General features: G+C 43.5%; 21 protein-coding genes. 14 read left to right on the top strand and 7 right to left on the bottom strand.

Annotated features, from left to right (window positions below; all coding sequences use genetic code 11):
• Positions 1–257: 257 nt before the first annotated feature.
• Both B649_RS04820 and B649_RS04825 read left to right on the top strand, forming a co-directional pair.
• Complete coding sequence (locus B649_RS04820; RefSeq protein WP_015653389.1) at positions 258–674, top strand: hypothetical protein; 417 nt, start codon at positions 258–260, stop codon at positions 672–674.
• A 263-nt stretch (positions 675–937) separates the two neighbouring features.
• Positions 938–1,405 carry a tetratricopeptide repeat protein gene (locus tag B649_RS04825; protein ID WP_015653390.1) on the top strand — a complete coding sequence of 156 codons (468 nt, stop codon included), beginning with the start codon at positions 938–940 and terminating at the stop codon, positions 1,403–1,405.
• Positions 1,406–1,420: 15 nt separating this feature from the next.
• Here the strand turns inward: B649_RS04825 and B649_RS04830 are convergent, their stop codons facing one another.
• From B649_RS04830 to B649_RS04840, 3 genes are read right to left on the bottom strand one after another with little or no spacing between them, the layout of a single operon-like run.
• Positions 1,421–2,314: a hypothetical protein gene (locus B649_RS04830; protein WP_015653391.1), complete on the bottom strand. Its 894-nt coding sequence runs from the start codon at positions 2,312–2,314 to the stop codon at positions 1,421–1,423.
• Positions 2,311–2,655 carry a flagellar motor switch protein FliN gene (gene fliN, locus B649_RS04835; protein WP_015653392.1) on the bottom strand — a complete coding sequence of 115 codons (345 nt, stop codon included), beginning with the start codon at positions 2,653–2,655 and terminating at the stop codon, positions 2,311–2,313. The genes B649_RS04830 and fliN overlap by 4 nt, the downstream gene beginning before the upstream one ends.
• Before the next feature lie 3 nt (positions 2,656–2,658).
• Positions 2,659–3,081: a chemotaxis protein CheX gene (locus B649_RS04840; RefSeq protein ID WP_015653393.1), complete on the bottom strand. Its 423-nt coding sequence runs from the start codon at positions 3,079–3,081 to the stop codon at positions 2,659–2,661.
• A gap of 223 nt (positions 3,082–3,304) precedes the next feature.
• Between B649_RS04840 and B649_RS04845 the strand changes: the two genes are divergently transcribed.
• The 11 genes from B649_RS04845 to B649_RS04895 all read left to right on the top strand — a co-directional run bounded on the left by B649_RS04845 (position 3,305) and on the right by B649_RS04895 (position 18,169).
• Complete coding sequence (locus tag B649_RS04845; RefSeq protein WP_015653394.1) at positions 3,305–4,042, top strand: sulfite exporter TauE/SafE family protein; 738 nt, start codon at positions 3,305–3,307, stop codon at positions 4,040–4,042.
• 6 nt (positions 4,043–4,048) lie between these two features.
• Positions 4,049–6,865 carry an excinuclease ABC subunit UvrA gene (gene uvrA, locus B649_RS04850; RefSeq protein WP_015653395.1) on the top strand — a complete coding sequence of 939 codons (2,817 nt, stop codon included), beginning with the start codon at positions 4,049–4,051 and terminating at the stop codon, positions 6,863–6,865.
• Between the two features lie 33 nt (positions 6,866–6,898).
• Complete coding sequence (locus tag B649_RS04855) at positions 6,899–7,717, top strand: HDOD domain-containing protein (protein WP_015653396.1); 819 nt, start codon at positions 6,899–6,901, stop codon at positions 7,715–7,717.
• A gap of 9 nt (positions 7,718–7,726) precedes the next feature.
• Entirely contained in the window at positions 7,727–10,462 is a 2,736-nt protein-coding gene (gene polA / locus B649_RS04860; protein WP_015653397.1) for a DNA polymerase I, read from the top strand.
• A gap of 46 nt (positions 10,463–10,508) precedes the next feature.
• Positions 10,509–10,829 carry a hypothetical protein gene (locus B649_RS04865; protein WP_015653398.1) on the top strand — a complete coding sequence of 107 codons (321 nt, stop codon included), beginning with the start codon at positions 10,509–10,511 and terminating at the stop codon, positions 10,827–10,829.
• A gap of 66 nt (positions 10,830–10,895) precedes the next feature.
• On the top strand, positions 10,896–11,192 hold the full coding sequence (locus tag B649_RS04870; RefSeq protein ID WP_015653399.1) for a HigA family addiction module antitoxin: 297 nt from the start codon (positions 10,896–10,898) through the stop codon (positions 11,190–11,192).
• Between the two features lie 156 nt (positions 11,193–11,348).
• On the top strand, positions 11,349–11,969 hold the full coding sequence (locus B649_RS04875) for a SatD family protein (protein ID WP_015653400.1): 621 nt from the start codon (positions 11,349–11,351) through the stop codon (positions 11,967–11,969).
• Positions 11,966–12,463 carry a hypothetical protein gene (locus B649_RS12135; RefSeq protein ID WP_015653401.1) on the top strand — a complete coding sequence of 166 codons (498 nt, stop codon included), beginning with the start codon at positions 11,966–11,968 and terminating at the stop codon, positions 12,461–12,463. Before B649_RS04875 ends, B649_RS12135 begins: the two co-directional genes overlap by 4 nt.
• 68 nt (positions 12,464–12,531) lie before the next feature.
• Positions 12,532–13,884 carry an NADP-specific glutamate dehydrogenase gene (gene gdhA / locus B649_RS04885; protein ID WP_015653402.1) on the top strand — a complete coding sequence of 451 codons (1,353 nt, stop codon included), beginning with the start codon at positions 12,532–12,534 and terminating at the stop codon, positions 13,882–13,884.
• Between the two features lie 73 nt (positions 13,885–13,957).
• Complete coding sequence (gene ccsA / locus B649_RS04890) at positions 13,958–17,068, top strand: cytochrome c biogenesis protein CcsA (RefSeq protein WP_015653403.1); 3,111 nt, start codon at positions 13,958–13,960, stop codon at positions 17,066–17,068.
• Positions 17,069–18,169 (top strand): hypothetical protein, encoded by a 1,101-nt coding sequence (locus tag B649_RS04895; protein ID WP_015653404.1) that lies wholly within the window; start codon positions 17,069–17,071, stop codon positions 18,167–18,169. It abuts the gene before it with no gap.
• Between the two features lie 15 nt (positions 18,170–18,184).
• Here the strand turns inward: B649_RS04895 and B649_RS04900 are convergent, their stop codons facing one another.
• Positions 18,185–19,924 (bottom strand): HD domain-containing phosphohydrolase, encoded by a 1,740-nt coding sequence (locus tag B649_RS04900; protein ID WP_015653405.1) that lies wholly within the window; start codon positions 19,922–19,924, stop codon positions 18,185–18,187.
• A gap of 49 nt (positions 19,925–19,973) precedes the next feature.
• Positions 19,974–21,092, bottom strand: a complete 1,119-nt coding sequence (gene dnaJ, locus B649_RS04905) for a molecular chaperone DnaJ (RefSeq protein WP_015653406.1) — start codon at positions 21,090–21,092, stop codon at positions 19,974–19,976.
• A gap of 117 nt (positions 21,093–21,209) precedes the next feature.
• Between dnaJ and recR the strand changes: the two genes are divergently transcribed.
• Positions 21,210–21,779 carry a recombination mediator RecR gene (recR, locus tag B649_RS04910; protein WP_015653407.1) on the top strand — a complete coding sequence of 190 codons (570 nt, stop codon included), beginning with the start codon at positions 21,210–21,212 and terminating at the stop codon, positions 21,777–21,779.
• 57 nt (positions 21,780–21,836) lie between these two features.
• Here the strand turns inward: recR and hrpB are convergent, their stop codons facing one another.
• Both hrpB and B649_RS04920 read right to left on the bottom strand, forming a co-directional pair.
• A complete protein-coding gene (gene hrpB / locus B649_RS04915) occupies positions 21,837–24,347 on the bottom strand; it encodes an ATP-dependent helicase HrpB (RefSeq protein WP_015653408.1) in 2,511 nt (836 codons plus the stop codon).
• Positions 24,348–25,601, bottom strand: a complete 1,254-nt coding sequence (locus B649_RS04920; RefSeq protein ID WP_051013646.1) for a putative glycoside hydrolase — start codon at positions 25,599–25,601, stop codon at positions 24,348–24,350.
• Positions 25,602–25,641: the final 40 nt, after the last annotated feature.

A 25,641-nucleotide genomic window follows, 5' to 3' on the forward strand; every position in this document is an offset into this window, starting at 1 on the left:
TGGGGATGGATACCGTGTCGTGGCACGGTATGACGGGGAAAAGACGGTATGAGAAAACGTGAACAGGCTGAATAAAATGAGTAAACGATATGAGAGGGAAGATAAATGAGCAATATTACTACCACACAAAAGTATGAACAGCTATTAGTCACTATCAGCTCAGCTTATCTCTCGCTCCCACTCTTCTGAGTGGGAGCGAGAGAGAAATAGGAAATAGGAATAGGTTGAATGACAATGTACAATAAAATAGTGTCTCAATGAATACTGAAATCATCCATTATTTTCATACTTTGCCAAAAGATAATGACGGTCATTCCATTGTCGGTATGATCGATCAAATCATTATTGATATAATCAATGCGAAAGTCTCCTATGTTGTGATCAGTGAAGTCAGTTTGATCAAAAATCTAAATCATCATAGAGATTTGGATATTAATGACTATAAGAAACTTTCATACATCATAATGAATCATCACGTTGTTGTCCAAGATGGTGAAAAAACGGTGGGTGTCGTCCATATCAAAGAGGATAAATACTATTTTGCTCTCAAAGCAACGGTATCGGGAGAAACGATTTTTTTAACGTCATTTAGAAAAACAAGTGATTTGGATTTGAAACGGTTGAAAAGAAAAGTGGAAAAGAAAAAAGCTGTTTTGATTTTCGGAAGTTTGTGAAGCCAAAAGGCGAAGGACTCTCATCCCCTTCTAAGACCCGTTCCTAATTAAAGGCGGTACGGCCGAGAGATTCACCGCGTCTTCCTTTTGGTATCGATAAAATTATAGCATAATAGTAACAAAACGTTACAAAAAAACAGATAAACTGAATGACAATGAGCAATGTGCGAGTGCTGATTAAGATTTTTTAGTTTTTGACTAAATCGTTTGTTATAGTCTGCCATTAGTCTCTTTGGCTACAATCGCACAAAAAGGAGATGATTTTGGAAATAGATTTTTACAATGCCGGAATGAATGCCTACAGTGCAAAGCGATTTGAGGAAGCCAAAGATTGGTTTATCCAAAGTGAGGATGATCCTCGTTGTTTTTATGCTTTGGGGACTCTCTATTACAACGGTCAAGGGGTAGTGCGGAATTTTACCCAATCAACAGCGTATTATTCCAAAGCGGCTGAAGCGGGGATTTTACCCGCTCAGGTGAGTGCCGGATTTGCGTATGCCAATGCGATGGGAGTTCCTGAAGATTTTGACAAAGCAGCCTATTATCTCAAAATGGCGGTAGCGCAGGGTGAACCGGCAGCTAAGATCACGCTGGCGGAGATTTACGCAAAAGGGTTTGCCGGAGGGAGTCGTAAAGAAGCGGCAGTATTGATCCGTGAAGTCTTATCGAGTACCGGCGGTGAAGAAGCGTATGATGTTTACACCCGTTATGATTTAGGAAATGTGAAATAAAAGGGGAAAGGGGTATTAATACACCCCTGAGGCTTTTTCCTTATAAGAATCAAAAGCTTCATCTTGTGCAGGTGCAAGTTGAAAGTATCCGTCAAGCTCACGATGTTTAGACTGTAAAAGACTTTCAAATTCGTTTTGAGTAATCGGGATGTTGTCTTGGAACTTGTCAAGTAAAAGTGTGTTGTTTCCTAAGAGTACCAAATAGCTCATGGTTCCGTAATCAAGCATTGCTACGGTATGGGCAGGATCAAGGGTTTTTTGGAACCGGATATGAACACCGCCCATATCCGTGGAGGTTTTAATCGGTGCTGCAGGAGAAGATTTCGCTTCGGAAGAGAATTTATTAAAAAGCCACGGTGTTTTTGGCTCACTGTGGATAGTTTCAGCCCGTTTGGCAATATTTTGTTTGAGCCAGAACAAAATACCGATTCCGATCAGCAAAATAGCGATGACGACATAATAGCTCTGTTCGAATTCGCTGTCACTTTTGGTCGGAAGCCCTTCAACCGCAGTTTCGTCGACCGGAGGAATCACCTCTGGGATATCGGAGACTACCGGATGCATAAAACGGAGTCTCAAACCGTACGAATCGGATGTCTTTGAGGCTTGCATGGTAACGTCATTACTGACTTGTGCCGTAATTTCAATGTTATCTCCTTGCGGTGCAATGGAGAGTTTTCCCAAATATTTAGAATTAACATCCTTAAGTTTCGGGGCTTCAATAAATGCCTCTTCAAGTTTGACTATAACGGTATCACCCTGACGATTTTGTCGAAGTACCCCTTCATAGGGGGTATCGAATGTCAGCATGACATCGACGCGATCGTTACGATCATAAACATTGTAGCTTAGAACTTTGGCACCCCATAACAGTGCCGGCAGAAGGAGAAGGGGAAGTAAATATCTCATAGTCTCTCTTTTGAAAGGTAATAAAGTACGGCACTCGAATCGAGTACCTCATTGATACGGATTGCTAAGTTTTTTTCATACACCATAACTTCACCTTTACCAATGATACGGCGATTAACATACGATTCTACGCTCTCACCGGCCGGTTTGCCCAAATCGATGACAGACCCTTTTTCCAGTTTTAGAATATCTCCGAGCGAGAGGGTTGTCTGTCCTAAATCGGCGACAAACTCAACCTCCATATCCAGCAATCCTTCATAATCCATCCATGAAAGCTCTTTGGCGGCATCAAAGGGGTGATTGGGAAGTGAACCTCCCGAAGTTGCTACAGTCTCATCCATAGTTTAAAGCCTTTTTAATGCAATTGTCATTGCGCCGTTCTCGACGCTAAGGTGTTGTATTCCATCCAGATCACCTTCAGTATCACCATTTGAGACGAAAAAAGGGGTCATAATACTCATGGTCGTTTCATACGACTCTTCAGCCAGTACTTTTGCACTTCCGACGATCATATTGGTTGTCTCCAAAAGCATATCAATAAGTGTCTGTTCATCGCTCTCATCTTCACCCAGAAATGTTTCCGCAATGAATTGGATCAGAGTGTCATCGCATCCGATATAGACCCGATGTAAACTTTTATCATGTGATTCAACATCGATATAAGCAAGAAGTGTTCTCTTTTGAGGAAAGTCGGTGATTCGTTCAAAGGGGAGGCGTAATTGGTGGAGGCAAAAATTCTCAGCTGCATGAACAATGATCGGTAACATCGTTATCCTCATTCTCGTTAATTTCTCCCGCATCCGAAAGATGCGGGAAGCTTTAGGGGGTTGTAGGGACATTTGTCCCTGCCACTTTATGAGCTTTGCCCAGAAAGTGTCTAACAACAGTATGAGAATTGATTATAGCGTAAAATCAGGTTATCTAGAAGGGGTTTTATTGAAGGACGAAGGGAGTATAATCGCGCGATAAAAATGTTACTGAAAGAAAAATATGACGATAGAATTAGCTCTTTTAGGGATTGGGGTCGGCACACTCTCGGGATTTTTCGGAATCGGCGGTGGTACGGTCAGTGTCCCCATTTTACTTTATTTGGGTTTCGGTATCAAAGAAGCGATCGGTATATCGGTGATGCAGATGGTGGCAGGGTCGTTAATGGCGGCTTGGATTCACCATAAAAAGCAGACTTATGTCGTAAATGATATCAAATATTTCGGATACGGCGGTATACTCGGAGCAATGGTTGGAGGCTTCTTGGTCAAAGTACTGGATGCGACGATTTTAGAATGGTTTTTTTTAACTATCGTGGCGTTTACTTTGGGGCGCTTAGCGTTCTCCAATCCCGTCCCGACACGATCTGAAGTGATAAATCGACCTCTTTACACGGTCATTGGAAGTGGAATAGGGGTGTTTTCCGGGATGTTAGGAGTAGGAGGATCTATCCTTATGACTCCGATATTGGTGAGTTTTATGGGCTTTCCTCTGAAAAAAGCATCGGCAGTGGGGCTTTTCTTTGTCATGTTCACCTCTGCTTCGGCTTTTGGAACCTTGCTCTGGCTGGGGATGATTAATGTGCATGCCGGATTGATCATGGCGCTCAGCTCTCTGGTGGGAATAATGATAGGGATTTGGCTTTTAAATCTTGTTAAAATAAGCCAATACAAACAGATATTGATCGTTTTTTACGTATTTATTTTTGCCATTACGGCATACAAACTGATCGCGGGGTAAATAGTTATGGATAAAATAAAAATTATTGGTGCACGAGAACACAATCTCAAAAACATTTCATTGGAAATTCCAAAAAATAAACTGATCGTATGTACCGGAATCAGCGGAAGCGGAAAATCGACGTTAGCGTTTGATACCCTTTATGCTGAAGGGCAACGTCGTTACATCGAATCACTCTCTTCGTACGCACGGCAGTTTTTGGATCGTGTCGGCAAACCGGATGTGGATAAAATCGAAGGGCTTACCCCAGCCATCGCAATCGATCAGAAAACCACCTCCAAAAATCCCCGCTCAACGGTAGGGACGATCACCGAAATCTATGACTATCTCCGCCTTTTGTATGCCCGTATTGGAATTCAGCACTGTCATCTCTGCGGTAAAAAAATCTCTAAAATGTCGGCTCAGGATATTATCGATCAGGTATTGAAACTCCCTGATGGGGCAAAAATCGTTATTTTGGCACCGCTCGTTCGGGAGAAAAAAGGTTCCTTCGCCGATATTCTTGAATCGCTTCGGCACAAGGGATACGTTCGTGCGATGGTGGATGGGGTCATGGTACGCCTTGATGAGGAGATCGAACTCTCAAAAACCAAAAAGCATACTCTTAAAGTGGTGATTGACCGTCTGATCATCAAAGATGACAACCATGATCGTGTGGCTCAAGACGTCGAAAAAGCGCTCAAAGAGTCCTATGGCGAGGTAGAGATCGAAATCCAAAACCATGATGAAGTAGGGATGAGCGAAAAACTAATTCACTACAGTGAGCATAGTGCCTGTTTTGACTGTAAAGTGAGTTTTGATCCGCTCGAACCCCTCTCGTTTTCGTTTAACTCTCCCAAAGGGGCCTGCAGCGAGTGTGATGGTCTGGGAATCCGATATGCCCTCGATTATGACAAAATCATCGACTCTGAACTTCCCATCGAGAAAGGGGCGATCAAAATCGTATACGGGTTTAACAAGGGGTATTACTTTACCTTCCTAAAAGCGTTTTGTACCGCATCGGGGATCAGTATCACCGCACCGTTTTACACCCTTGAAGAGTATCAAAAGAAAGCGATTCTCCACGGCAGTGTCGATGAAGTAGAATTTAAATGGCAAGATCACCCTATTAAACGCACGTGGCCGGGGATCGTTAGAATCGCATACGATATTTTCAAAGATGAAAAAGATCTCGCCGATTATATGTCTGAAAAACCGTGTAATATTTGTAACTCTCACCGGCTCAAGCGGGAATCATTGGCGGTACGCGTTGCCGATAAAGGGATCGGTGACGTGATCTCTATGCCGCTTAAAGATTCGTACGCATGGTTTGCCGATCCTCAGACCTTTGAAAATCTGAGCGATCAAAGTTCGATGATTGCCTCTTCAATTTTGAATGAAATTCGTGAACGTCTTTTCTTCCTCTATGATGTGGGGTTGGGGTACCTTTCCCTCAGCCGTGATGCTCGTACCATCAGTGGGGGTGAAGCACAGCGTATCCGTATTGCTTCACAGATCGGGAGCGGTTTGACGGGGGTGATGTATGTCCTCGATGAGCCGAGTATCGGGTTGCATGAGCGTGATACCCTAAAACTGATCCGTACTCTTCGATCTTTGCAGGAGAAAGGGAATACGGTTATTGTCGTTGAACACGACAAAGAGACGATTGAGAATGCTGACTATATCGTGGACATCGGACCGGGTGCGGGGAAATTCGGCGGTAATGTCGTTTTTGCCGGAACCCTCGAAGAGATGAAAAAAAGCGATACCCTCACCGCACAGTATCTTTCCGGTCGGAAAAAGATCGAGTATTTTTACCGTAGAGAGCAAAAAGAGTGGATGTCGATTAACAATGTCACCCTTAATAATATTACCGATTTAAGCGTCAAAATTCCTCTGCATAATTTTGTTTGTGTTACGGGAGTGAGTGGGAGCGGGAAAAGTTCGCTGATTTTACAAACGCTTCTTCCGGTTACTCGTGAGATTCTCAACCATGCCCGAAAAATCAACCGCGTTGCAGGGGTCGAAGTGGAGGGGTTGGAGAAACTCGATAAAGTGATTTATCTCGATCAAAGTCCTATCGGGCGTACACCGCGTTCCAATCCGGCCACCTATACCGGGGTGATGGATGAGATTCGTAACCTTTTTGCTAAAACCAAAGAGGCACAGATTCGTGGATATACGGCGTCACGCTTTAGTTTCAATGTCAAGGGCGGGCGATGTGAGAAGTGTCAGGGGGAAGGGGAGATCAAGATCGAGATGCACTTTTTACCTGACATTATGGTCAAATGTGATTCATGTCACGGCAGCCGCTATAACCTCCAAACGCTTCAAGTGGAGTACAAAGGGAAAACGATTTCGGATGTTCTCAACATGAGTGTTGGGGAAGCGTTGGAATTTTTTGCTCCGATCCCGAAGATCAAAGCAATTTTGCAAACGTTGAGCGATGTGGGATTGGACTATATTACTCTAGGACAAAATGCGGTTACCCTCTCCGGCGGGGAAGCACAACGGATCAAACTGGCCAAAGAGTTGAGCCGCCGCGATACGGGGAATACTCTTTATATCCTCGATGAGCCGACGACAGGATTGCATTTCGATGATGTCAACCGCCTCACGAAGGTCCTCCATAATTTCGTGGAATTGGGGAACTCGGTACTCGTTATCGAACATAATCTCGATATGATTAAAAATGCCGACTATATCATTGATATGGGACCCGAAGGGGGAAGCGGAGGCGGATTGCTCGTCGCACAGGGTGATCCTGAATGTGTTGCTCGAGATTGGGAAAAAACCGGAAGTTTTACCGGAAAATATTTGGCTCTTGAGCTAAATAGGCTATAATAACCACAATTGCTTTTGTAGAGGATTATGTTAATGAAAAGCTCGATTATAAACAGTATTAAATCTTTGCCTCCGCTTCCTAAAACCGTTATTGATATGCAGCGGGTATGCAACGATCCCAATTCATCGATTCATGATTTGGTGAAAACCGTTGAGACCGATCCGATGATCGTTGCAAACTTACTCAAAGCGGCAAATTCACCCCTTTACAGCTTTCGTCGAGAGATCAACAATGTCGGTCAAGCGGTCGCATTGTTCGGGATGAGTATGACCCGTTCAATCGGACTTGGCAATTCGGTACGAAAACTGTTGAATGTTGATATGGAACCGTATGGAATCACTTCAGACCATTTTGCTGAGATTTCATCGATGCAGGCGGCCTTGATGCACAACTGGTATACTAAAATCGACCGTGCAAAAGCGGATAAGCTTTTTCTTGCGTCATTTTTACAAGAGACCGGAAAAATTATTATTGCCAGCGATGTCATTCAAGAAGATTTGGCAACAAATTTTAAGGCTGATATTGATTCGGCTATCGACATCGCCTCTGTTGAGCGCTCATACATCCAAGAGACGACGGCAACGGTAACAGCAGCGATCTTTACCCACTGGAATTTCGATAAAGAGTTCGTTGAGATGATTGAATACTCCGATAATCCTGAAAATGCTCCTGAAGAGATCAAAGAGTTTTCTACGGCTCTTCATATTGTGAAAACCATCATTCCGATCAATGATCCGTTCGGAGAACACGGAGTAGCTTTTGGACTTAAAAAGGCAGAAGCAGCAGGATATGATGTGACAAAACTTCAAGCGGCGATTGACTCGATTCTTGATAAATTGCACGTGAACTAAAGTCGATTAATGGCGCAGCAAGTCGTTACCATTATCGATACGTTTGGATTTTTTTTCCGCAGTTTTTATGCTCTTCCTCCGCTCAAAAATAAACACGGTTTTCCTACCGGTCTTTTGACCGGATTTATCAACTTTATCGCCTCTTTGCACAAAGATCACAGCAGTGATTATCTGATATTTGCCCTCGATGCAAAAGGGCCGAGCTTCCGTGCCGAAATTGACCCCAATTATAAAGCCAACCGCTCTCCGGCACCCGAAGAGTTGGTCATGCAACTTCCCATCGCGATTGATTGGATCGATAAAATGGGGTATAAATCGCTTTCCATGAGCGGCTATGAAGCGGATGATATGATTGCTTCGGTTGTGAGAGCAGCGCGACAACACGGATTCTTGGTACGCGTTGTTTCCCACGATAAAGACCTCTATCAGCTGATCGATGACGATCGGGTTGTATTGGTCGATGCGATCAGCAAAAAAGTGATGAATGAACGCCATTGCGATGAAAAATACGGGGTTCATCCGCGTCAGTTTATTGATTATCAATCCCTGATTGGAGATACTGCCGACAACGTCCCCGGGGTTAAAGGGATTGGAAAAGTAACGGCGCAAAAGCTTCTTGAACAGTTTGGGACATTGGATGAGATGTATGCGAGGCTGGACGAGGTGACACCGCCTCGGATCAAAGGGCTATTGGAAACCTATAGGGATGATGCGTTCCGCTCTCGTGAGTTGGTTCGCCTTAAAGATGATGTGTTTGAGACTCTCGATTTTTCTGAGTTTTCGATGCACTTTGATAATCCGTTTTTACCGATTTACGATGATTTGGTCCATTATGAGATGAATGCGGTACTTCGTACTCTTAAAGCGAAAGCACTGTTTGAAGAGTCGCAATCATCTTCTTCACCTTCGTTGGTTGTAAATGAGGTTAAAACCCCTATACCGACACAATGTGAGAGTATTGATGGATGCAGTGTATTGATTGATCATGATGCCGATTTAATGAGTATCATTGCTTCGATCTCTGAAGATACCCTTGTGGCATTTGATACCGAAACCACCGGACTCGATCCTATTAAAGACCATTTAGTCGGGTTTAGTTTTAGTCTGGATGGTAAAACGGGGTATTACGTCCCTATGAATCACAGCTATCTTGGTGTTGGGAATCAGGTTACTGCCGATTCTGCCAAAAAAGCGATCAAAGAAATTTTTACCCATAAAGTCATAGGGCATAATATCAAATTTGATCTCCATTTCGTTACCCGATTTTTAGAGGTGGATCGTCTCTCTATTTATGCTGACACGATGGTGTTGGCGTGGCTTACCGATTCGGCACGCTCACTCTCTATGGATAATCTTTCTCAGAATCTTTTGAATCATGAGATGATCCATTTTAAAGACACAGTCAAAAAAGGGGAAAACTTCGCCTCCGTAGCGATCGAGGATGCGTGTAAATACGCCGGAGAAGATGCCTATATCACCTATCGTCTCTACGACGTACTCCGTGAGCAACTATTGCTTAAAGGGGGTCAGGAAGCACTCGATGAAGCATTTAATGTTGAGTTTCCGTTTACCATCACGTTACTGGGTATGGAGAGAGAGGGGATTGCCGTCGATACGGCAGTATTGGAACTCTTTAAAAAAGAGGTAGCCTTAGAGATTGCAACGCTTACCGAGCAAATCCACAGTGCGTGCGGCACGGTCTTTAATCTCAATTCTCCGAAACAGCTGGGAGTTATCCTATTTGAAACGCTTGGATTGCCGCACGGCAAAAAAACCAAAACGGGATACAGTACGGATGAGCAGGTTTTGGAAGGATTGAAAAATGAACATCCGGTCATAGCGATGTTGCTTCAATACCGTGAGTATCATAAGCTCTTTTCTACGTATATCGAACCGTTGATTGCGTTAGCGCAAAATGATCCCGCTTCCCGTATTTATACCTCGTTTGTTCAGAGCGGTACGGCTACGGGACGGCTCAGTTCTAAAAATCCAAACCTCCAAAACATCCCCGTCAAAACGGCACTGGGAATGCGTATCCGAGAAGCATTTATTGCCCCTAAGAGGAAAAAACTGATCGGAATCGACTATTCGCAGATTGAATTGCGTCTTTTGGCCCATTTTAGCGAAGACACTGTGTTGGTCAACGCCTTTAATGAGGGGCACGATATCCATATGCAAACGGCGATAGCCCTTTTCGGTGAAACCGAAGCCGCGAGTAAACGTAACATCGCCAAAACAGTCAATTTCGGTCTATTGTACGGGATGGGACAGAAAAAGCTCTCCGATACACTGGGGATAACGACGAAAGAGGCAAAAGAGATCATCGAGCGCTATTTCGAGACGTTTCCGAGTGTCAAGGGATATTTCAGCGGCATCGTAGAACAAGCCAAAGAGATGGGATACGTCGAGACGCTCTTGCACCGCCGTCGTTATTTTGATTTCGCTTCTGCCACTCCGATGCTCAAAGCGGCGTATGAGCGCGAATCGGTCAATACGGTCTTCCAAGGCTCTGCATCCGATCTCATCAAACTCTCAATGAACAAAATCGATACGATGATCCGCACCGAGGCTCTTCGCGCCCGAATGCTATTACAAATTCACGATGAACTGATTTTTGAGGTGGATGAGGATATGGCAGAGGAATATGCACGCCGTTTTGTCGAGGTGATGGAAAGCATTTTAGAACTGCGTGTCCCGCTGAAAACCTCGATGCACATCGGGAATCACTGGGGTGAGTTGAAATAACTTTCGTCATTCCCGCGAAGGCGGGAATCCAGCAAAAAGGAAAAAAATGAGATTAATATATGGACTCATACATACCGTATTGATACTTAGTTTGTTGCTTTGGCCACTTGGCTTGTTTGGAATGATGTTTATGTTTGATGCACCAGGATCAGAAAAAAATTTAATTTTAATTGGACTCGTACTTTCTATTTTAGTTTATCCAATTCCTATTCTTAAAGGTAGTATCAGTTTTTGGAAAAACCGAAAAGAATGGACAGCTATTAATTGTAAAAAATACACTTTAATAAGTCTGATTGGACCATTCAGCATTCTTTTTTTTAGTGGTTTGCTTGAAATATTTTGTGGAGGAAACTTTGCATGCCATTAACATTTTGTATCATAGCTGGATTCCCGATCAAGTCGGGAATGACGAATTATATTTAAAGGAAAAACGATGCAAGAGATTCGACCATCCACCCATCCGGGTATCATTCTAAAGCTCGAATTCGCCGAACCGCTTGGGCTTACGCAGGCACGCATGGCAGAAGACCTCGGAGTAGGGATTAAGACCCTGAGCGAGCTTTATAACCAAAAACGCGGTATCAGTGCGGTAATGGCACTCAAACTCTCGGAGTATTTTGGGACGACTCCGCAGTTTTGGATGACATTGCAGGATAATTTTGATTTGTATCAAGCCTATATGCAAGAAAAAACGTCAATTCAAAAGATTAAAAAATTGCAAGTGGCGTAAAAAATTCTCTATTTTGAAAATAAAAAGTTTCAAAAATACAAATTGAATATAAAAAACTTCAAAAACTAAAATTGAATATAAAAATATTCAAAAATACCACTTTTTTCTTTTGAATGCTATAATGAGCTCATTAAGAAGTAGCATTGAGGATTATAGATGCAATATATTTTAATGGGTGACGTGATTAAGAGTCGACAAAAAGATTCTGAACTTCTATGGAATGATCTAAACGAAATTGTTGAAAAAGCAAATGATACATTCGCAACAGATATTTTGTCACCTTTACAGATAAAAATCGGTGATGAATTTCAGGTTGTGATGAAAGATATAGCTTCAACATTACAACTGCTTTATTATCTTAATATTTACTTCACCTATAAAAGTATAAAAGTTCGTTTTGCAATAGGGTATGGAGATATTGAAACGGTTATAAATAGCTCTTCAGCAAACAATATGATGGGCAAAGGGTTGACAGAGACTTATGAAATATTAAATGATAAAAAAGATTCTAACCGTTATCGCTTTTATATTCAAGAGAATAAAAATATTGAAATTGCTTTGAATAGTATCGGTTTATTGTTAAGTGAAATCGAAGAGATGAAAGTTTCGAAAAAACAATCTGAATATTTATATCGCAAAGTAGTATTGCATCAAGAAATTGATCAAATAGCTGAGTCTATGCAAGTCTCGGAGAGATCGGTTTATGGGTATGAAAAGAGGTCGCATTACAAATTGTTTCATAAAATATTTGTTTCTATCGAGGAGATATTGCGATGATAGATATTTTATTTAAATTTTTAGATGAAGTTTCATTAATAGCCTTAACATATATAATTTTGACAAATTTTGGTAATTTTATAGCTCAAAAAATTCTTTCTAAGCGTAGTAGACAATCAAAAAAATTAAAAATTAAATATATTAAAAATGAAAATGGTAAAAAAATATTACTTAATCGAAACGATGAAACAGAAACGTCATTTAAAAATGGACAATTAATTGGAACATTAGAACGTTTAACGATTTTTATTGGTATTGTTATTCAGGAATGGTCTTTGGTGGCAGTAATAATAGCATTGAAGACAATTGCACGATATAAAGAATTGGATGATCAAGATAAATCGGAATATTTTTTGATAGGCTCTTTATTTAGTATGTTATGGGCAATTACAATTGCTATTATAGTCTTTTACCTAATTAAAGAGACCGCATGTTTTGAACAACTAAAGTTTTTAGTTGATGATAAAACGATGAATGTCAAAATTATTTCATAATAAATTGAATATAAAAAGCTTCAAAAATAAAAATTGAATATAAAAACATTCAAAATGGGGAGAGTTGCATGGTCGAAAAAATCTTAGCCAATCTCGAAAAATCCAATTGTGTGAGTGATGATACATTTCTGCAAGCGGTGAGTGAAGTCCTTACTTCACTGGAGCCAATCGTTAAAAGCGATCCGCGCTATGAGCAGTTCGCCATTTTGGAACGTTTGGTAACTCCTGATCGTGTTATCCAGTTTAAAGTTCAATGGCTCGATGATAACAATCAAGTTCATATCAACAACGGCTACCGTATCCAGTTTAACAATTCTCTCGGACCCTACAAAGGGGGATTGCGGTTTCATCCCAGTGTCACGACGGGGGTTTTGAAATTTTTAGCGTTCGAGCAGATTTTTAAAAACTCTTTGACGGGTCTTCCGATCGGCGGAGCCAAGGGGGGAAGTGATTTCGATCCCAAAGGTAAAAGCGATTTCGAGATTATGAAGTTTTGTCATGCCTTTATGCGTGAACTTCACCCTTATATCGGTGCACGTGTCGATGTTCCGGCGGGTGATATCGGAGTAGGGAGCCGTGAGATCGGATACCTGTTTGGAGAGTACAAACACATTACCCGAAATTATGACGGGGTACTCAGCGGCAAACCGTATGCTTTCGGCGGATCACTCATGCGTCCGCAGGCGACGGGATACGGCGTCGTCTATTTTGCACGGGAAATGTTAAAAGAAGAGTTGCAAGAGGCATTGGAAGGGAAAATATGTACGGTGAGCGGTGCGGGGAATGTCGCCCTTCATACCATCGAAAAACTTCAACAGTTGGGTGCCATTGTGGTGACATGCAGTGATAGTTATGGGACGATCTATGATTCGAACGGGATTGATTTGCCCCTATTACGACATCTCAAAGATGAGGGGAAACGGCTCTCATTGGAAGGGTATGTTCGAGAAATCCCTCATGCTGTGTATACCAAAAAATCAGATTACCCTAAAGACGGACATGCGGTTTGGAATTATCCGTGTTTCGCGGCATTTCCGTGTGCGACACAAAATGAACTTAGTGTATCCGATGCACAAAAATTAATAGAGAATGGATGCGTTGCAGTAGTGGAAGGGGCGAATATGCCGACGGAGCCCGAAGCCATCGCACTCTTACAGCAAGAAGGTGTGTTGTTTTCCCCGGGCAAAGCATCGAATGCCGGAGGGGTAGCAGTCAGTGAGTTTGAGATGTCCCAAAATGCCTCAATGGAGAAATGGGATTTTGATAAAGTGGATCGTAAACTCGATGAATTGATGCGTCAGATATACAAACGGGTTTCACTCACGGCAAAAGAGTACGGAGTGGAACGAAACTTCGTTGACGGAGCGAATATTGCGGCCTTTAAACGGATTGCAGAGGCTATGTTGCTTGAGGGAGTTTGAGTATTAATTTTTAATTAACAAATATTTACCCAACACCCACTACAATACCAAATATTTTTCACATAGGTTACCCATGAACAAAGTTCTCTCATTTCTAAGCTCCATGAAAACCATGGCAGCTCTTATGCTCGTTTTTGCCGTTGCAATCGGCTATGCTACATTTGTCGAAAATGATTATGGCTCTATGACAGCCAAAGCTGATATTTATAACGCACGTTGGTTTGAGATTCTTCTTGCATTATTGGCAGTCAATTTGACGCTCAATATTATAAATTTCAACATGGCACGTCGTGGTAAATGGCTCGTATTTACCTTTCATGTCGCTTTTTTGATTATCCTCGTCGGTGCGGCGGTAACCCGTTACATGGGATATGAGGGGGCGATGCATATTCGTGAAGGTGAGAGCAGCGATGTGATCATCAGTGCTGAGCCATACGTAACGTTTAACGTAGTCAAAGGTGAGAAAACTTTTGATTTCAAAGAGAATCTTTTTCTCTCGAAACGTACTTCCAACCATTTTGAGCGAATTTTGGACGTTGATGGCGAACAAATTCATGTGAAGCTAGAGAGCTACATGGGTGATGCCCATTATGAAGCAGTTGCAGATCCAAAAGGGTCTCCACTTTTCAACCTAATGGTTACCGGAGCACAGGGGGCACAGCAAGTATCCCTTAAAAAAGGTGAGTTTGTTGAAGCGAACGATATCGTAATCGATTTTGACTCCAACAAAACCTTTGATAAACCGGTGATTGCGTTAAGTGTTGAAGGTGAGAAGGCGTATGTCACGACTCCGGCTGCTCTTTCGACGCTTAGTATGGACACTCAGCAGACGGCTTCTTTGAATGCAGGTAAACACGAAATACTGAAACGTACTTTGTTCCAAAGTGCCCAAAGCGGGTTTGTTTTCCGTGATTTCCTCCCTAAAGCATCGATGCAGTTGGTATCGAAGCCTGCGAAAGGGCCTATGGTGCAGGGAGAGGACGCTATTACTTTAACGCTCTCACGTGCAGATAAAAAAGAGAGCATCGTGGTACTTGGATCTGTTGGAGAGATTGGAGAAGGCAAAAAGGTCGCTTTGGATGATATGGTCATTGAGGTTGCCTACGGCTCAATCGAACGTAAAATTCCATTTGCAGTTGCATTGCGCGATTTTGAGTTAGAACGTTATCCAGGATCAATGTCTCCGGCATCGTACGCAAGTGAAGTGAGTGTGATCGATGCTGCCAATCAGGAAAAATTTGATTTTCGTATCTACATGAACCATATTCTTGATTACCAAGGGTACCGTTTCTTCCAATCGTCATTCGATCAGGATGAACTCGGAACCGTTCTCTCCGTTAATCGTGATCCGGGGACGCTGATTACCTATATCGGCTATTTATTACTTGCTATCGGTATGTTTGGCGTATTAATCGTGAAAAATGGTCGATTTGCAGCTTTGGGTGAAAAACTCAAATCTTTGGATACGAAAAAAGCAGCCGCAGCTTTGGCGATCATCGTTATGGCGTTGGGGACAACCAACTCTATCGCTGCCGAAGATGAAAATCCGGTCATTAAAGTTGCCAAAGGATTTGATAAAACGCATGCCGATAAATTCGGTCATTTGATCGTTCAAGATTCCAGCGGACGTATGAAACCGATGGATACGCTAAGCCATGAAATCTTGGCAAAACTAAACCGAAACGATACGTTTATGGGGCTCTCTTCCAATCAAGTGGTTCTTGGGATGATGCTTCGTCCCGATGCGTGGCGTGAGATTGCGATTATCCGTACAGGAGACAAAGAGGTCAATAAACTGATCGGACTCCCTGAAGGGGCTAAAACGGCTGCATTTGCACAGTTTTTTGAATTTCCCGATGAGATCAGCGGATACAAACTCGCGCAGCTCGTTGATGAAGCCAACCGTAAAGCACCGGGTAAACGCGATAAGTTCGATAAAGCATTGTTGCAGGTGGATGAACGGGTAAATGTCGCCTATATGGTGTATACCGGATCATTGGTACGTATGTGGCCTAAAGCAAATGATAAAAATCACAAATGGGATGCAACCATCGAAGCCTTACAAGGTTTGAGTCCGAAAGAATCCGAAATGGTCCGTCTTTTGGCTATCGGATATTTTGGCTCGATTGATGAAGCGATGAAGAGCGGTGATTGGAAGAAGGCGGATGAAGCATTAGCGCGTATCGATAAATTTCAACGATTTGTCGGGGCAAGTGTCTATCCGAACGATACCAAGTCAAAAGTGGAGATTTTCTACAACAAAGCGAATGTTTTCGAACAATTATGGCCTCTGTATTTCGTAGTCGGATTCACATTGCTCATCTTGTCTTTTATCAAAATTATCAAACCGGCTTTCCGAGAAGAGTGGTTGAGTAAAGTCTCTTTTTCTCTGTTGGTTCTTTTCTTTGCGGCACACACTGCAGGTTTAGTTATGCGTTGGTACATCTCAGGACATGCTCCGTGGTCAAACGGCTATGAGTCGATGATCTATATCGGGTGGGCGAGCGTACTCGCCGGATTCATTTTCTCTAAACGCTCTATGATGACAATGGCGGCAACGGCGATTATGACAGGGCTTATCCTCTTTGTTGCTCATCTCAACTGGATGGACCCTCAGGTGACAAACCTCGTTCCGGTTCTTCAATCGTATTGGCTGGCTATTCACGTTGCGATGATTACGGCGAGTTACGGCTTCCTCGGTTTGGGAGCGTTGCTCGGGATGATTACCCTTATACTTTTCATCCTGAAAAATGAAAAAAATTCGAATCGTTTGAACCTCGCGATTAAAGAGCTTAATGCCATCAATGAAATGAGTCTTATCGTCGGTTTGGTCCTTCTAACCATTGGGAACTTTCTCGGGGGAGTCTGGGCGAATGAGAGTTGGGGACGTTACTGGGGATGGGACCCGAAAGAGACGTGGGCGCTCGTAACTATTTTGGTTTATGCTGTGGTTATCCACTTACGCATGATTAAAGGCGCTTACAGTGACTATATCTTTAGTGTGGTATCATTACTGGCATTTACTGCGGTGTTAATGACCTATTTCGGGGTGAACTATTATCTTGCCGGTATGCACTCGTATGCAAAAGGTGACCCTGTCCCGGTACCGGATTTTGTACCGTGGACCTATGCTGTAATTGCTATCGTTATTGCGATGGCTTATCCGAAACGGAGTACACGATAAATGAGCGAAGCGTTAAAAGAACTTTTTGACGCGTATAAACATCTCCCCGTTGGGGTGATGTTTTTTAAAGAACATAAACTTTTTTTTGTAAATGATCATCTGCGTACGGTTTTGCTTCTTCAGAATCTCGGGAGTGATGAAGTTATCCATATCATAGGGGATATGGTCGGACTTGAGAATGCCTCACACGAATCTCTTTGTGATTTTTTATCTTGCAACGGCTTTTTTCTTTATCGTGATCGGATATTACAGATCGATCAACAACATTTTGATAATACCGATGTTTTTGTGATTGTCCGCGTAACCGATGAATCGATTAATACTATCGATAAAACACGTTCTTTGAGAGAACTGCGTCAAGATAAAATAACCGTTGATGCCAAACTAAGTGACGATTCTTATCAATTATTGAATAAAGCATTGGGGAATTGGGAAAAGAACCATTTCCCATCGGTAGTATTGTATAAGGGGATTCCGATCAAAGGAGATTGTACAATCGTCCATGCTCACAATGGGGAAATTGCGATCAGAGTTGAAAAGAAACAGCTTTCCGCAGCTGCGATCGGTATTTTATGGCTCATTGGCAGCAATCGGGAAAAAATGCTTTCGGGTGAAGTGAGCAAATACGATTTGAATCAATCGGTAGTGTGGTTAAAAAATCTTCAGATGGTTGCAGATGGTTTCCATATACGTCAGGTTATACGTTACGGTGCCTCTTTGGAAGATAAAATGATGCTGAGCATTAACGGTAAAAGATATACCTCTTCTTTACATGATGTTTCGGAAAAAGGGGTATCGATTCAAACGGACGATGCGGCACTTTTAATTGCTTTATCCTCAGCAAAGGGGAAAACTCTGAATGCGGAGCTGAGTTTTGCAAATATCACAATAACGGTTCACGCGGTTTGGCTTTATACCATCGCATTAGAAGCGGGAACGCTGATGAAAACGGCTTTTACCATCGGATATGATCTGCATAATGGAAGCTTGTTGCGTGAATGGCTGAACTCTAAACAACTTCAACTGATTAAAGAAGTACGTACTTTTGTCCAAATGATACCTGCACCGCCAATAAACGAAGAGTCGGAGTGGGTTATCTAAACGAAATTTTCTTTTTTATCGTTTCGCCAGGGATGATTGTAAGGTTTCTAAATTGCTAACCATTTTTTCATCTAACATAATAACGGATACCGAGACGGTTATCCCTACCTCTTTGAGCCATTGGGCATAGAAATCATCAATATTGGGTATCTCTTCATCTTTTCGAAAGATAATAAAGTCATCCCCCTGAAAGCGGATAATCGGTAGTTGTGGGCAATATTCTTGAAGCATTTGCGCATAATGTTTCAGCAAATCATCCCCTTTGTCCCATCCGTATATTTTATTAAAGTGACCGATATTCCCGAGATTGATGAACCATAGCTGTCGATATTGGCTAAAATCCGGTTCAAAAAAGAGAAAATTGAGATAGGCAGAGGTATAAAGTCCCGTAAGGGAATCTTTGTAAAAATAGGAGAAACGTTCCATCTCCATAGGGGTAGTAGGGCGTTGAGAATGGGCAACTTCCAAAGAGATGGTACTGAGTGTTATGAGTGCTGCATCGATCACATCGGCACGGAATTTAATTCCTCGGACGGATCTCAATTCTTCTAACGCTTCTTGCAGCGTCTTTCGCCCTTTATAGATTCGGTTGGTCGTCATAGCATCGAAACAGTCGGATACCGCCATAATCTGAGAGAGCAGAGGGATCGCATCACCGGATATTTTATGGGGATATCCACTGCCATCGAGACGTTCATGATGGTATCGAACGATTTCAGCAATCGAGGCAAAGATATCGACCCGTTTTAAAAGGGCATAACCGGCATCCACATGTTCTTCAATGAGTGTCCGTTCAATCGGATCAAGGAGACCGGGTTTGAGTAAAATTGAATCGGGAATAGAGACTTTACCGATATCATGTAATGCGCCGGCACGGTAGAGTTCTTCTTGTATCTCTTGTGAAAGTCCCATTTGAGCTGCAACAAGACGTGAATATTCACCGACACGCCGTCCATGTCCGGCCGTATAGTTATCGCGTTGTTCAATCAAGGAGACAAGGGAAAAAAGATTTTGTTCGTATAAGTCGATTTTTTCCTGAATTCGTGATACGGAGGATTTGTACCCCCAGTGAAAGCTTAATACGCCCAATATCCATACCCAAACTAAAATGAGGGCGGTTGTTATAAGCCCTTTTTGAAATACGTCATCATAACGGTTCATAGGGAGGGTGATGGTCAGTGCACCACGTATATCCCCAATCTTGTATCCTTGATCGGCATGACATTTCATACACTCAGATTTTATAAAGAAAGGGATCATGTAGCTAAGAGACTTTTGGTTTCCAACGGTATGAAATTCATAGACTTCTTGTCTGGTTTTAAGGAGTGTCTTGAGTGATTTTTTTTCCCATGAATCAGGAATATTTTTTGGATTGATGTTTTTATCGCTTGATAAATGGCTTCTGATACCGTAAAGTGAGCTGTATTGTTCCGTCATTTGACGTAATGCATAGGCTGGATTAATGAGGGTAAGTTGGACTCCCGTTGTGGTATTGAGATCGCGATGTTTGACTTTTAGATAGGGGTTCGGGAGTAGCTCTGCAGTAATAGGGACATAAACACCGCCGTGTGTTGCCACCCATTTTCGAAATGCAATATCTTTATTAATACTGGTTTTTGCTTCGAGCAGAGCGAGCTCTTTGACTTGCTCATATTTTTGGTAGGTTAAATAGACAAGTATCAGAGCAATAAAGATCGTCCATATTACTCCAATTGTTGCAAAGATTCTGAAAAGCTGTTTTTTGTCTTTTTTCATAAACGCCTTTCCATAAAAACGTATTAGTTATATTAATAATATCGGCTGTTTATTTAAACCAACCTTTGACTTTTTCGAAGGTTGATTCGAAAAGGGATTCATGAGGTTTGGATTCGATTCCGAAACTCTCTTGAAGCTTTTGGAGAAGCTCTTCTTGTTCGGAATTGAGCCGATTTGGGTAGGTGAGGTGGATTTGTGCGATCAAATCCCCTTTCCCGCGTCCATGAACATCGGCAACCCCTTCACCACGGAATCGATATTGTTGGCCGTCTTTGGTCCCTGTTTCGAGTTCGAGTGTGACTTCGCCGTTCAAAGAGGGGATAGTAATATCTTCGCCCAAAACGGCTTGGGTGAAAAATACCGGAACTTCGAGGTAGATGTCGTTTCCGTTACGGATAAAGTGACTGTCTTCTTCGACTTCAAACGTCACGTACATATCCCCTCGCACACCACTTTTACCGATATTACCGCGACCCGATACGCGTAAACGGTTTCCGGTATCGATTCCGGCAGGGACTTTGATCGTGACGCTCTCTTTGGTCTCCGTGTAGCTTTTGCCTTTACAATCACCGCATTTCTCACTCGCCATCGTCCCCTCACCATGACAAGCAGGACAGGTTTGAGAGAACGTCATAAACCCTTGGCGTACGTAGACTTGCCCTTTACCGCCGCATTGGCTGCAAGAAGTTATTTTTCCCTCTTTAGCTCCGGTCCCTTTACACGTTTTGCATGAACTTTTTGCGCTAAAGGTTACTTCTTTCTCGCATCCGAAAACGGCCTCTTTGAAACTGACCCGCATCTCGACACCCATATCGAGAGGGAATTTATCCGCTGCCGCACGCGATTGTTTGCGTCCGCCGCCTGCAAAGCCGTTGAACATCTCTTCGAAAATACTTCCGAGATCATCGAACCCGCCGCCGCTGCTTCGTCGACCCGCGCTCCCTTGCAGTCCTTCTTTGCCGTAACGGTCATAGCGTGCACGTTGTTGATCATCACTCAAAACTTGGTACGCTTCATTACAGAGTTTGAATTTATGCTCTGCACTGTCATCGTTTGGATTACGGTCTGGATGGTAAAGTTTCGCCATTTTTCGGTAGGCTTTTTTGATTTCGTCTCCGTTGGCATTTTTGGTGACCTCTAAAATCTCATAATAGCTCATTTCTTCCACGCAATAACTCCAAAAACATATTTTTCGCGCAATTATACCATGTCGAAAAGAGTGTTAGCTTAATTGAGTCAATAAGACTAAACTATTTATGGCACGACCTTTGCTACAATATCGATTATGAAAAGATCACTTGAAAAATTTAACCGCCTTGTTGATGCACTCCAACAGCTCCCAACTATCGGACAAAAGTCCGCGACCCGTTTAGCGTATCATATGGTGATGCATGACAGTTTCGGTGCACTTAAACTTGCCCACGCGATCGAAAATGCGATCACCAGCCTCAAAAAATGTCGATCGTGCGGAGGGTTGAGCGAAGACGAATTGTGTGCTATTTGCAGTGATGAACGGCGTAATCACGAAATCCTTTGTATTGTTGAAAATGCCAAAGATATTTTGACTTTTGAAGAGAATGCTCTGTTTGACGGGCGCTATTTTGTCCTTGAATCGATTGAAGAGCTCGATATTTCCCATTTACGCGGGATTATCCAAAGCGGGATTAAAGAGGTGATTTTTGCCCTTACTCCCTCGATCGCTAATCAGGGGGTTATGCTCTACATCGAGGATAAACTGATGGATTGCGATGTACGCTTTAGCCGTATTGCGCAGGGGGTTCCGACGGGGGTTAGTCTGGAGAATGTCGATATCCTCTCTCTCACGAAAGCGATGGAAGATCGGGTGAGTATTTAAAACTATCAATATAGTTTCGTTCGTGGTGAGCCTGTCGAACCATGAACGGGTACACAGTTAGTTGCCCATATATTTTTTTGTTCTGCTCGTCGCCTCAGCATTGCGCGGATCATCCGGCCAGTAGTGTTTGGGGTATCTCCCTTTGAGCTCTTTTTTGACATCGCTGTACGAACCCTCCCAAAACCCGACCAGATCACGGGTCACTTGGATCGGACGGCGGGCAGGGGAGAGCAAATGAACCAGCAGAGGTATTTTCCCCTCCATGATACTCGGATGGGTAGTGAGACCGAAAACTTCCTGTATCCGCACTGCCAAAATGACCGCTTCGGGATCAGAATAATCCAATGCAATGGTACTTCCGGTGGGGGCGCTAAAGTGTGTCGGCAAGAGGGTGTTTAATCGTTTCGTTTGTTCCCACGTGAGTTGTGAGGCTAGAATAGTGTAGAGATCGAGAGATTCACATTCTCGCAGTGAGCTTTGGGTAGTGATATGGGGTAAAAGCCATGTTTCCAAAGAACTTAGGAGAAATTCATCGCTAAAATCACCCATAGAGTTTTCAGGTGAATAGTGATGCAGGGCTTGGAGACGATGGCGAAGAGAGAGTGCTTGCGGTGAGTGTGTCAAAGCCTCTAAGCCATGATATCGGATCCCCTCTAAGAGTTTTTGTTTAACCTCTAGTGTGTCGGGATGAGCAAGAGGGTGTGAGTCGAGGATGATCGCCCCAATCCTCGTAACCTCTCGTGCTTCAACCCGTCTTGATTCGCTATTCCAGCTAAGCTTCTCTTCTCTCATAAAAAGTTCAGGCTCATGACGTTCCAACAGATTGATGTCGAGTGGTGCACACCGATAGATACGCGCCATCGTCGAATCACCGTCGCTTTCACAAATAACGAGCCACTCTTCACCGTGTAAATCATCTTCACGGCTTAAAATTGCCTCTTTAGCGTTGCTGAGGAGATATTTATCCCCCTTTGGCGTTCGTAGACGAGCAATTCGATCCGGATAGGCGAGGGCAAGTAAAAGGGCAATCATCGATGAAGGGAAATTTTCTGATAGTCGCAGCGTCATGTTGAGGCGGTTCGATAGTTCTCTTGAGGTTTTGAGTATGGTTTCAGAGTTTTGAGTCAGTTCGGCAGCGATTGTTTTGCCACGCAGATGATCCGATAGAATCCAAAAACGCTCTCGCATATCGGAAGAACGGTGGGTACTTTTTGAAAAGAGATCGCGTTCATTCAGCAATGCGGCAAGGAGTATTGCTTCGCTCTGGGCTTCATGGGTTTTGGCGATGAGAATCATGTGGGCAAGTCGGGGATGGAGCCCCAGAACCATCATTGCTTTGCCGTGAGGGGTAATATTTCCTTTATAATCCGTAGCCCCTAAGATACTCAGAAGTTCTAATCCATGACTCAGCGCTTTTGCAGGAGGTGGGGTGATCCATGAGAGTTCCGAATCTCCCCATGCACTTAGTTCCAAAGCGAGCGGTGTGAGGTCGCACAGACGAATTTCCGGCTCTTTATGGGGAGGGAGGGCGTGATGAGAAGTTTCGCTCCACAGCCGGTAACATTTCCCTTCGCTTAAACGACCGGCACGACCTGAACGCTGATCGGCGGAAGCACGAGAAATTTTTTGGGTAATAAGCCGTTCCATACCACTGCGGGGATCGAAGGTGAGGACTTTTTCCAGACCCGAATCGACGACGACCGTGATCCCCTCGATGGTGAGACTTGTTTCGGCAATGTTGGTGGCGAGTACGATTTTACGCTTCGCTGAGGGGAAAATAGCTCGCTCCTGAGCCTCTTTGGAAAGTTCACCGTAAAGGGGTGTGATATCGAGATTAATACCTCTGCAATGCTCTTTGAGGGCGGTTTCGAGTGATCGGATTTCACGCTCGCCGGGTAAAAATACGAGGATGTCCCCTTCATCATTTTGAATGCTGTTTTGAAGTATATTCATCAGTGCGGGGACGATTTTTTTGGGTTCAACAGTGGGGCTGTTGGGCGGTAAATACTCTAAGGTGATCGGATAACTGCGACCTTCGCTGGTGATGAGAGGCGGATTCTCCATAAGTGTTTGCAATGTCTGGGTATCGAGTGTTGCCGACATCACCATAATCTTTAAATCTTCGCGTAAAAACTCCTGAGACTGGAGGGCAAAGGCGAGGGAAAGATCGCTGTGCAGATGGCGTTCATGGAACTCATCAAAGATAATGAGGGCAACATGTTCGAGTGAGGGATTATTTTGGAGCATACGAGTCAAAATTCCCTCGGTAACGACAAGAATTTTGGTTTTATCGCTCAGTTTTTTTTCGGCTCGGATTTGGTATCCGACCCGCATCCCGACTTTTTCCCCCAGTAACTGTGCCATGCGTGATGCCGAACTGCGAGCCGCGATACGGCGGGGTTCGAGCATAATGATCTGTTTTTCTTTGAGCCACGGTTCATCCAAAAGAGCGAGGGGGACAGCGGTGGTTTTTCCGGCCCCCGGAGGGGCTTGGAGGATAAGGCGATTGTAGGATACGAGGGTGGAGCGAATATCGCGGATCACCTCATGGATGGGGAGCGTATTCACTTACGAAGCTGGTTTTACTACTTTTTTAGCGGCAGTACGTTCGAGACGGATTAAGCCTGCAGCCGTATAGACGTTGCGGGGATTCCAGAGAATCCATCCGCAGCTTCCGAAGTCGTCACTGGCACGGATTTGATCACGGATCTCTTTGTCACCGTAGATGCGGCGATCAAACGCGTAGTCACGAAACGCTTGAAGCCATGGTCGATAAGCGAGCGGTGAACCGCCTGATTTTTCGAGGGCTTTATCAAGAGAGTGTTTTACGATTTCATAGTTCGCGGCAACCGGATTGGTATATCCCGGAATTCCCGCATTAAATCCGCTCGGGTAGAGCATTGGAGAGAGATAATCGACATACGGTGCGAGTGCATCGACACGCTGACCGATTTCGATATCGGCATCATGCCAGCTTACGTAACCGAAAATATCGGCTGAGATAAAGACATTATAGGGGATCAGGCGGGTACGGGCACTTTCCAAAAATCCGCTGATGGCTTGTACGCGGTTGGCTTGGTTGTTTTCGACCGAAAATTTGATCCCTTTGCGGTCAGGAAATCGAACATAGTCGAATTGAATCTCATCAAATCCCGCTTTGGCCGATTCTTCGGCAATATCAATGATGTATTTCCAAGACTCTTTACGGGAAGCATCGACCCAATAAAGTCCCTCTTTGTCTTTAAACAGTGTCCCGTCGGTTTTTTTGACCCCGAATTGCGGATAGGCAGTGATATAAGGGGTATCTTTGAATGAGACGATACGAGCAATGGTATAGATTCCCTCTTTTTTCAAATCAGCCACAAATTTCGGGAGGTCTTTAAACAAGATCACCTCTTGCGCCCCGATTTTATTTGCAATTGGATTTGCGGTTTTAAATGCAATTTGGCCACGGTCCATTTTGATGTCGATAACGAGAGCATTTACCTCGGTAGTACAGATCAAATGTTTCGCATTGCCCATGATTTTACCGTGAGTTGCCCCGAAGCTTGAAAGATACAGGGCTTTCGGGATAACACGGTTCAGATACATTTTCCCGCTGTTTTTATAAAATTTGCGCTCATATCCTACAGCGCGGATGCCCACTAAATTAGTTTGCGGGATTCGAAAGGTACCGTTTTCATCGGTTCGGTACTCTTTATTTCCCGAAATGACAATGGCAGATGCGATCGGCTTAGCCGTTTTTTTATCCAAAACAATTCCGCTTGTCGAAGCCCCCCATGAAAACGCTGCTAACGTCACTAAAAGCATTATTGCTCTCACTCTTTTCTCCCTCTCAAATCAATTGCGGTATCGTAGCAAA

Origin of the sequence: Candidatus Sulfuricurvum sp. RIFRC-1, assembly GCF_000310245.1 — a bacterium.
Taxonomy (GTDB): Bacteria; Campylobacterota; Campylobacteria; order Campylobacterales; family Sulfurimonadaceae; genus Sulfuricurvum.

Coding starts and splice junctions, on each gene's coding strand:
- B649_RS04820 (WP_015653389.1), top strand. CDS start 258: ATGAATACTGAAATCATCCATTATTTTCATACTTTGCCAAAAGATAAT.
- B649_RS04830 (WP_015653391.1), bottom strand. CDS start 2,314: ATGAGATATTTACTTCCCCTTCTCCTTCTGCCGGCACTGTTATGGGGT.
- fliN (WP_015653392.1), bottom strand. CDS start 2,655: ATGGATGAGACTGTAGCAACTTCGGGAGGTTCACTTCCCAATCACCCC.
- B649_RS04840 (WP_015653393.1), bottom strand. CDS start 3,081: ATGTTACCGATCATTGTTCATGCAGCTGAGAATTTTTGCCTCCACCAA.
- B649_RS04845 (WP_015653394.1), top strand. CDS start 3,305: ATGACGATAGAATTAGCTCTTTTAGGGATTGGGGTCGGCACACTCTCG.
- uvrA (WP_015653395.1), top strand. CDS start 4,049: ATGGATAAAATAAAAATTATTGGTGCACGAGAACACAATCTCAAAAAC.
- B649_RS04855 (WP_015653396.1), top strand. CDS start 6,899: ATGAAAAGCTCGATTATAAACAGTATTAAATCTTTGCCTCCGCTTCCT.
- polA (WP_015653397.1), top strand. CDS start 7,727: ATGGCGCAGCAAGTCGTTACCATTATCGATACGTTTGGATTTTTTTTC.
- B649_RS04865 (WP_015653398.1), top strand. CDS start 10,509: ATGAGATTAATATATGGACTCATACATACCGTATTGATACTTAGTTTG.
- B649_RS04870 (WP_015653399.1), top strand. CDS start 10,896: ATGCAAGAGATTCGACCATCCACCCATCCGGGTATCATTCTAAAGCTC.
- B649_RS04875 (WP_015653400.1), top strand. CDS start 11,349: ATGCAATATATTTTAATGGGTGACGTGATTAAGAGTCGACAAAAAGAT.
- B649_RS12135 (WP_015653401.1), top strand. CDS start 11,966: ATGATAGATATTTTATTTAAATTTTTAGATGAAGTTTCATTAATAGCC.
- gdhA (WP_015653402.1), top strand. CDS start 12,532: ATGGTCGAAAAAATCTTAGCCAATCTCGAAAAATCCAATTGTGTGAGT.
- ccsA (WP_015653403.1), top strand. CDS start 13,958: ATGAACAAAGTTCTCTCATTTCTAAGCTCCATGAAAACCATGGCAGCT.
- B649_RS04895 (WP_015653404.1), top strand. CDS start 17,069: ATGAGCGAAGCGTTAAAAGAACTTTTTGACGCGTATAAACATCTCCCC.
- B649_RS04900 (WP_015653405.1), bottom strand. CDS start 19,924: ATGAAAAAAGACAAAAAACAGCTTTTCAGAATCTTTGCAACAATTGGA.
- recR (WP_015653407.1), top strand. CDS start 21,210: ATGAAAAGATCACTTGAAAAATTTAACCGCCTTGTTGATGCACTCCAA.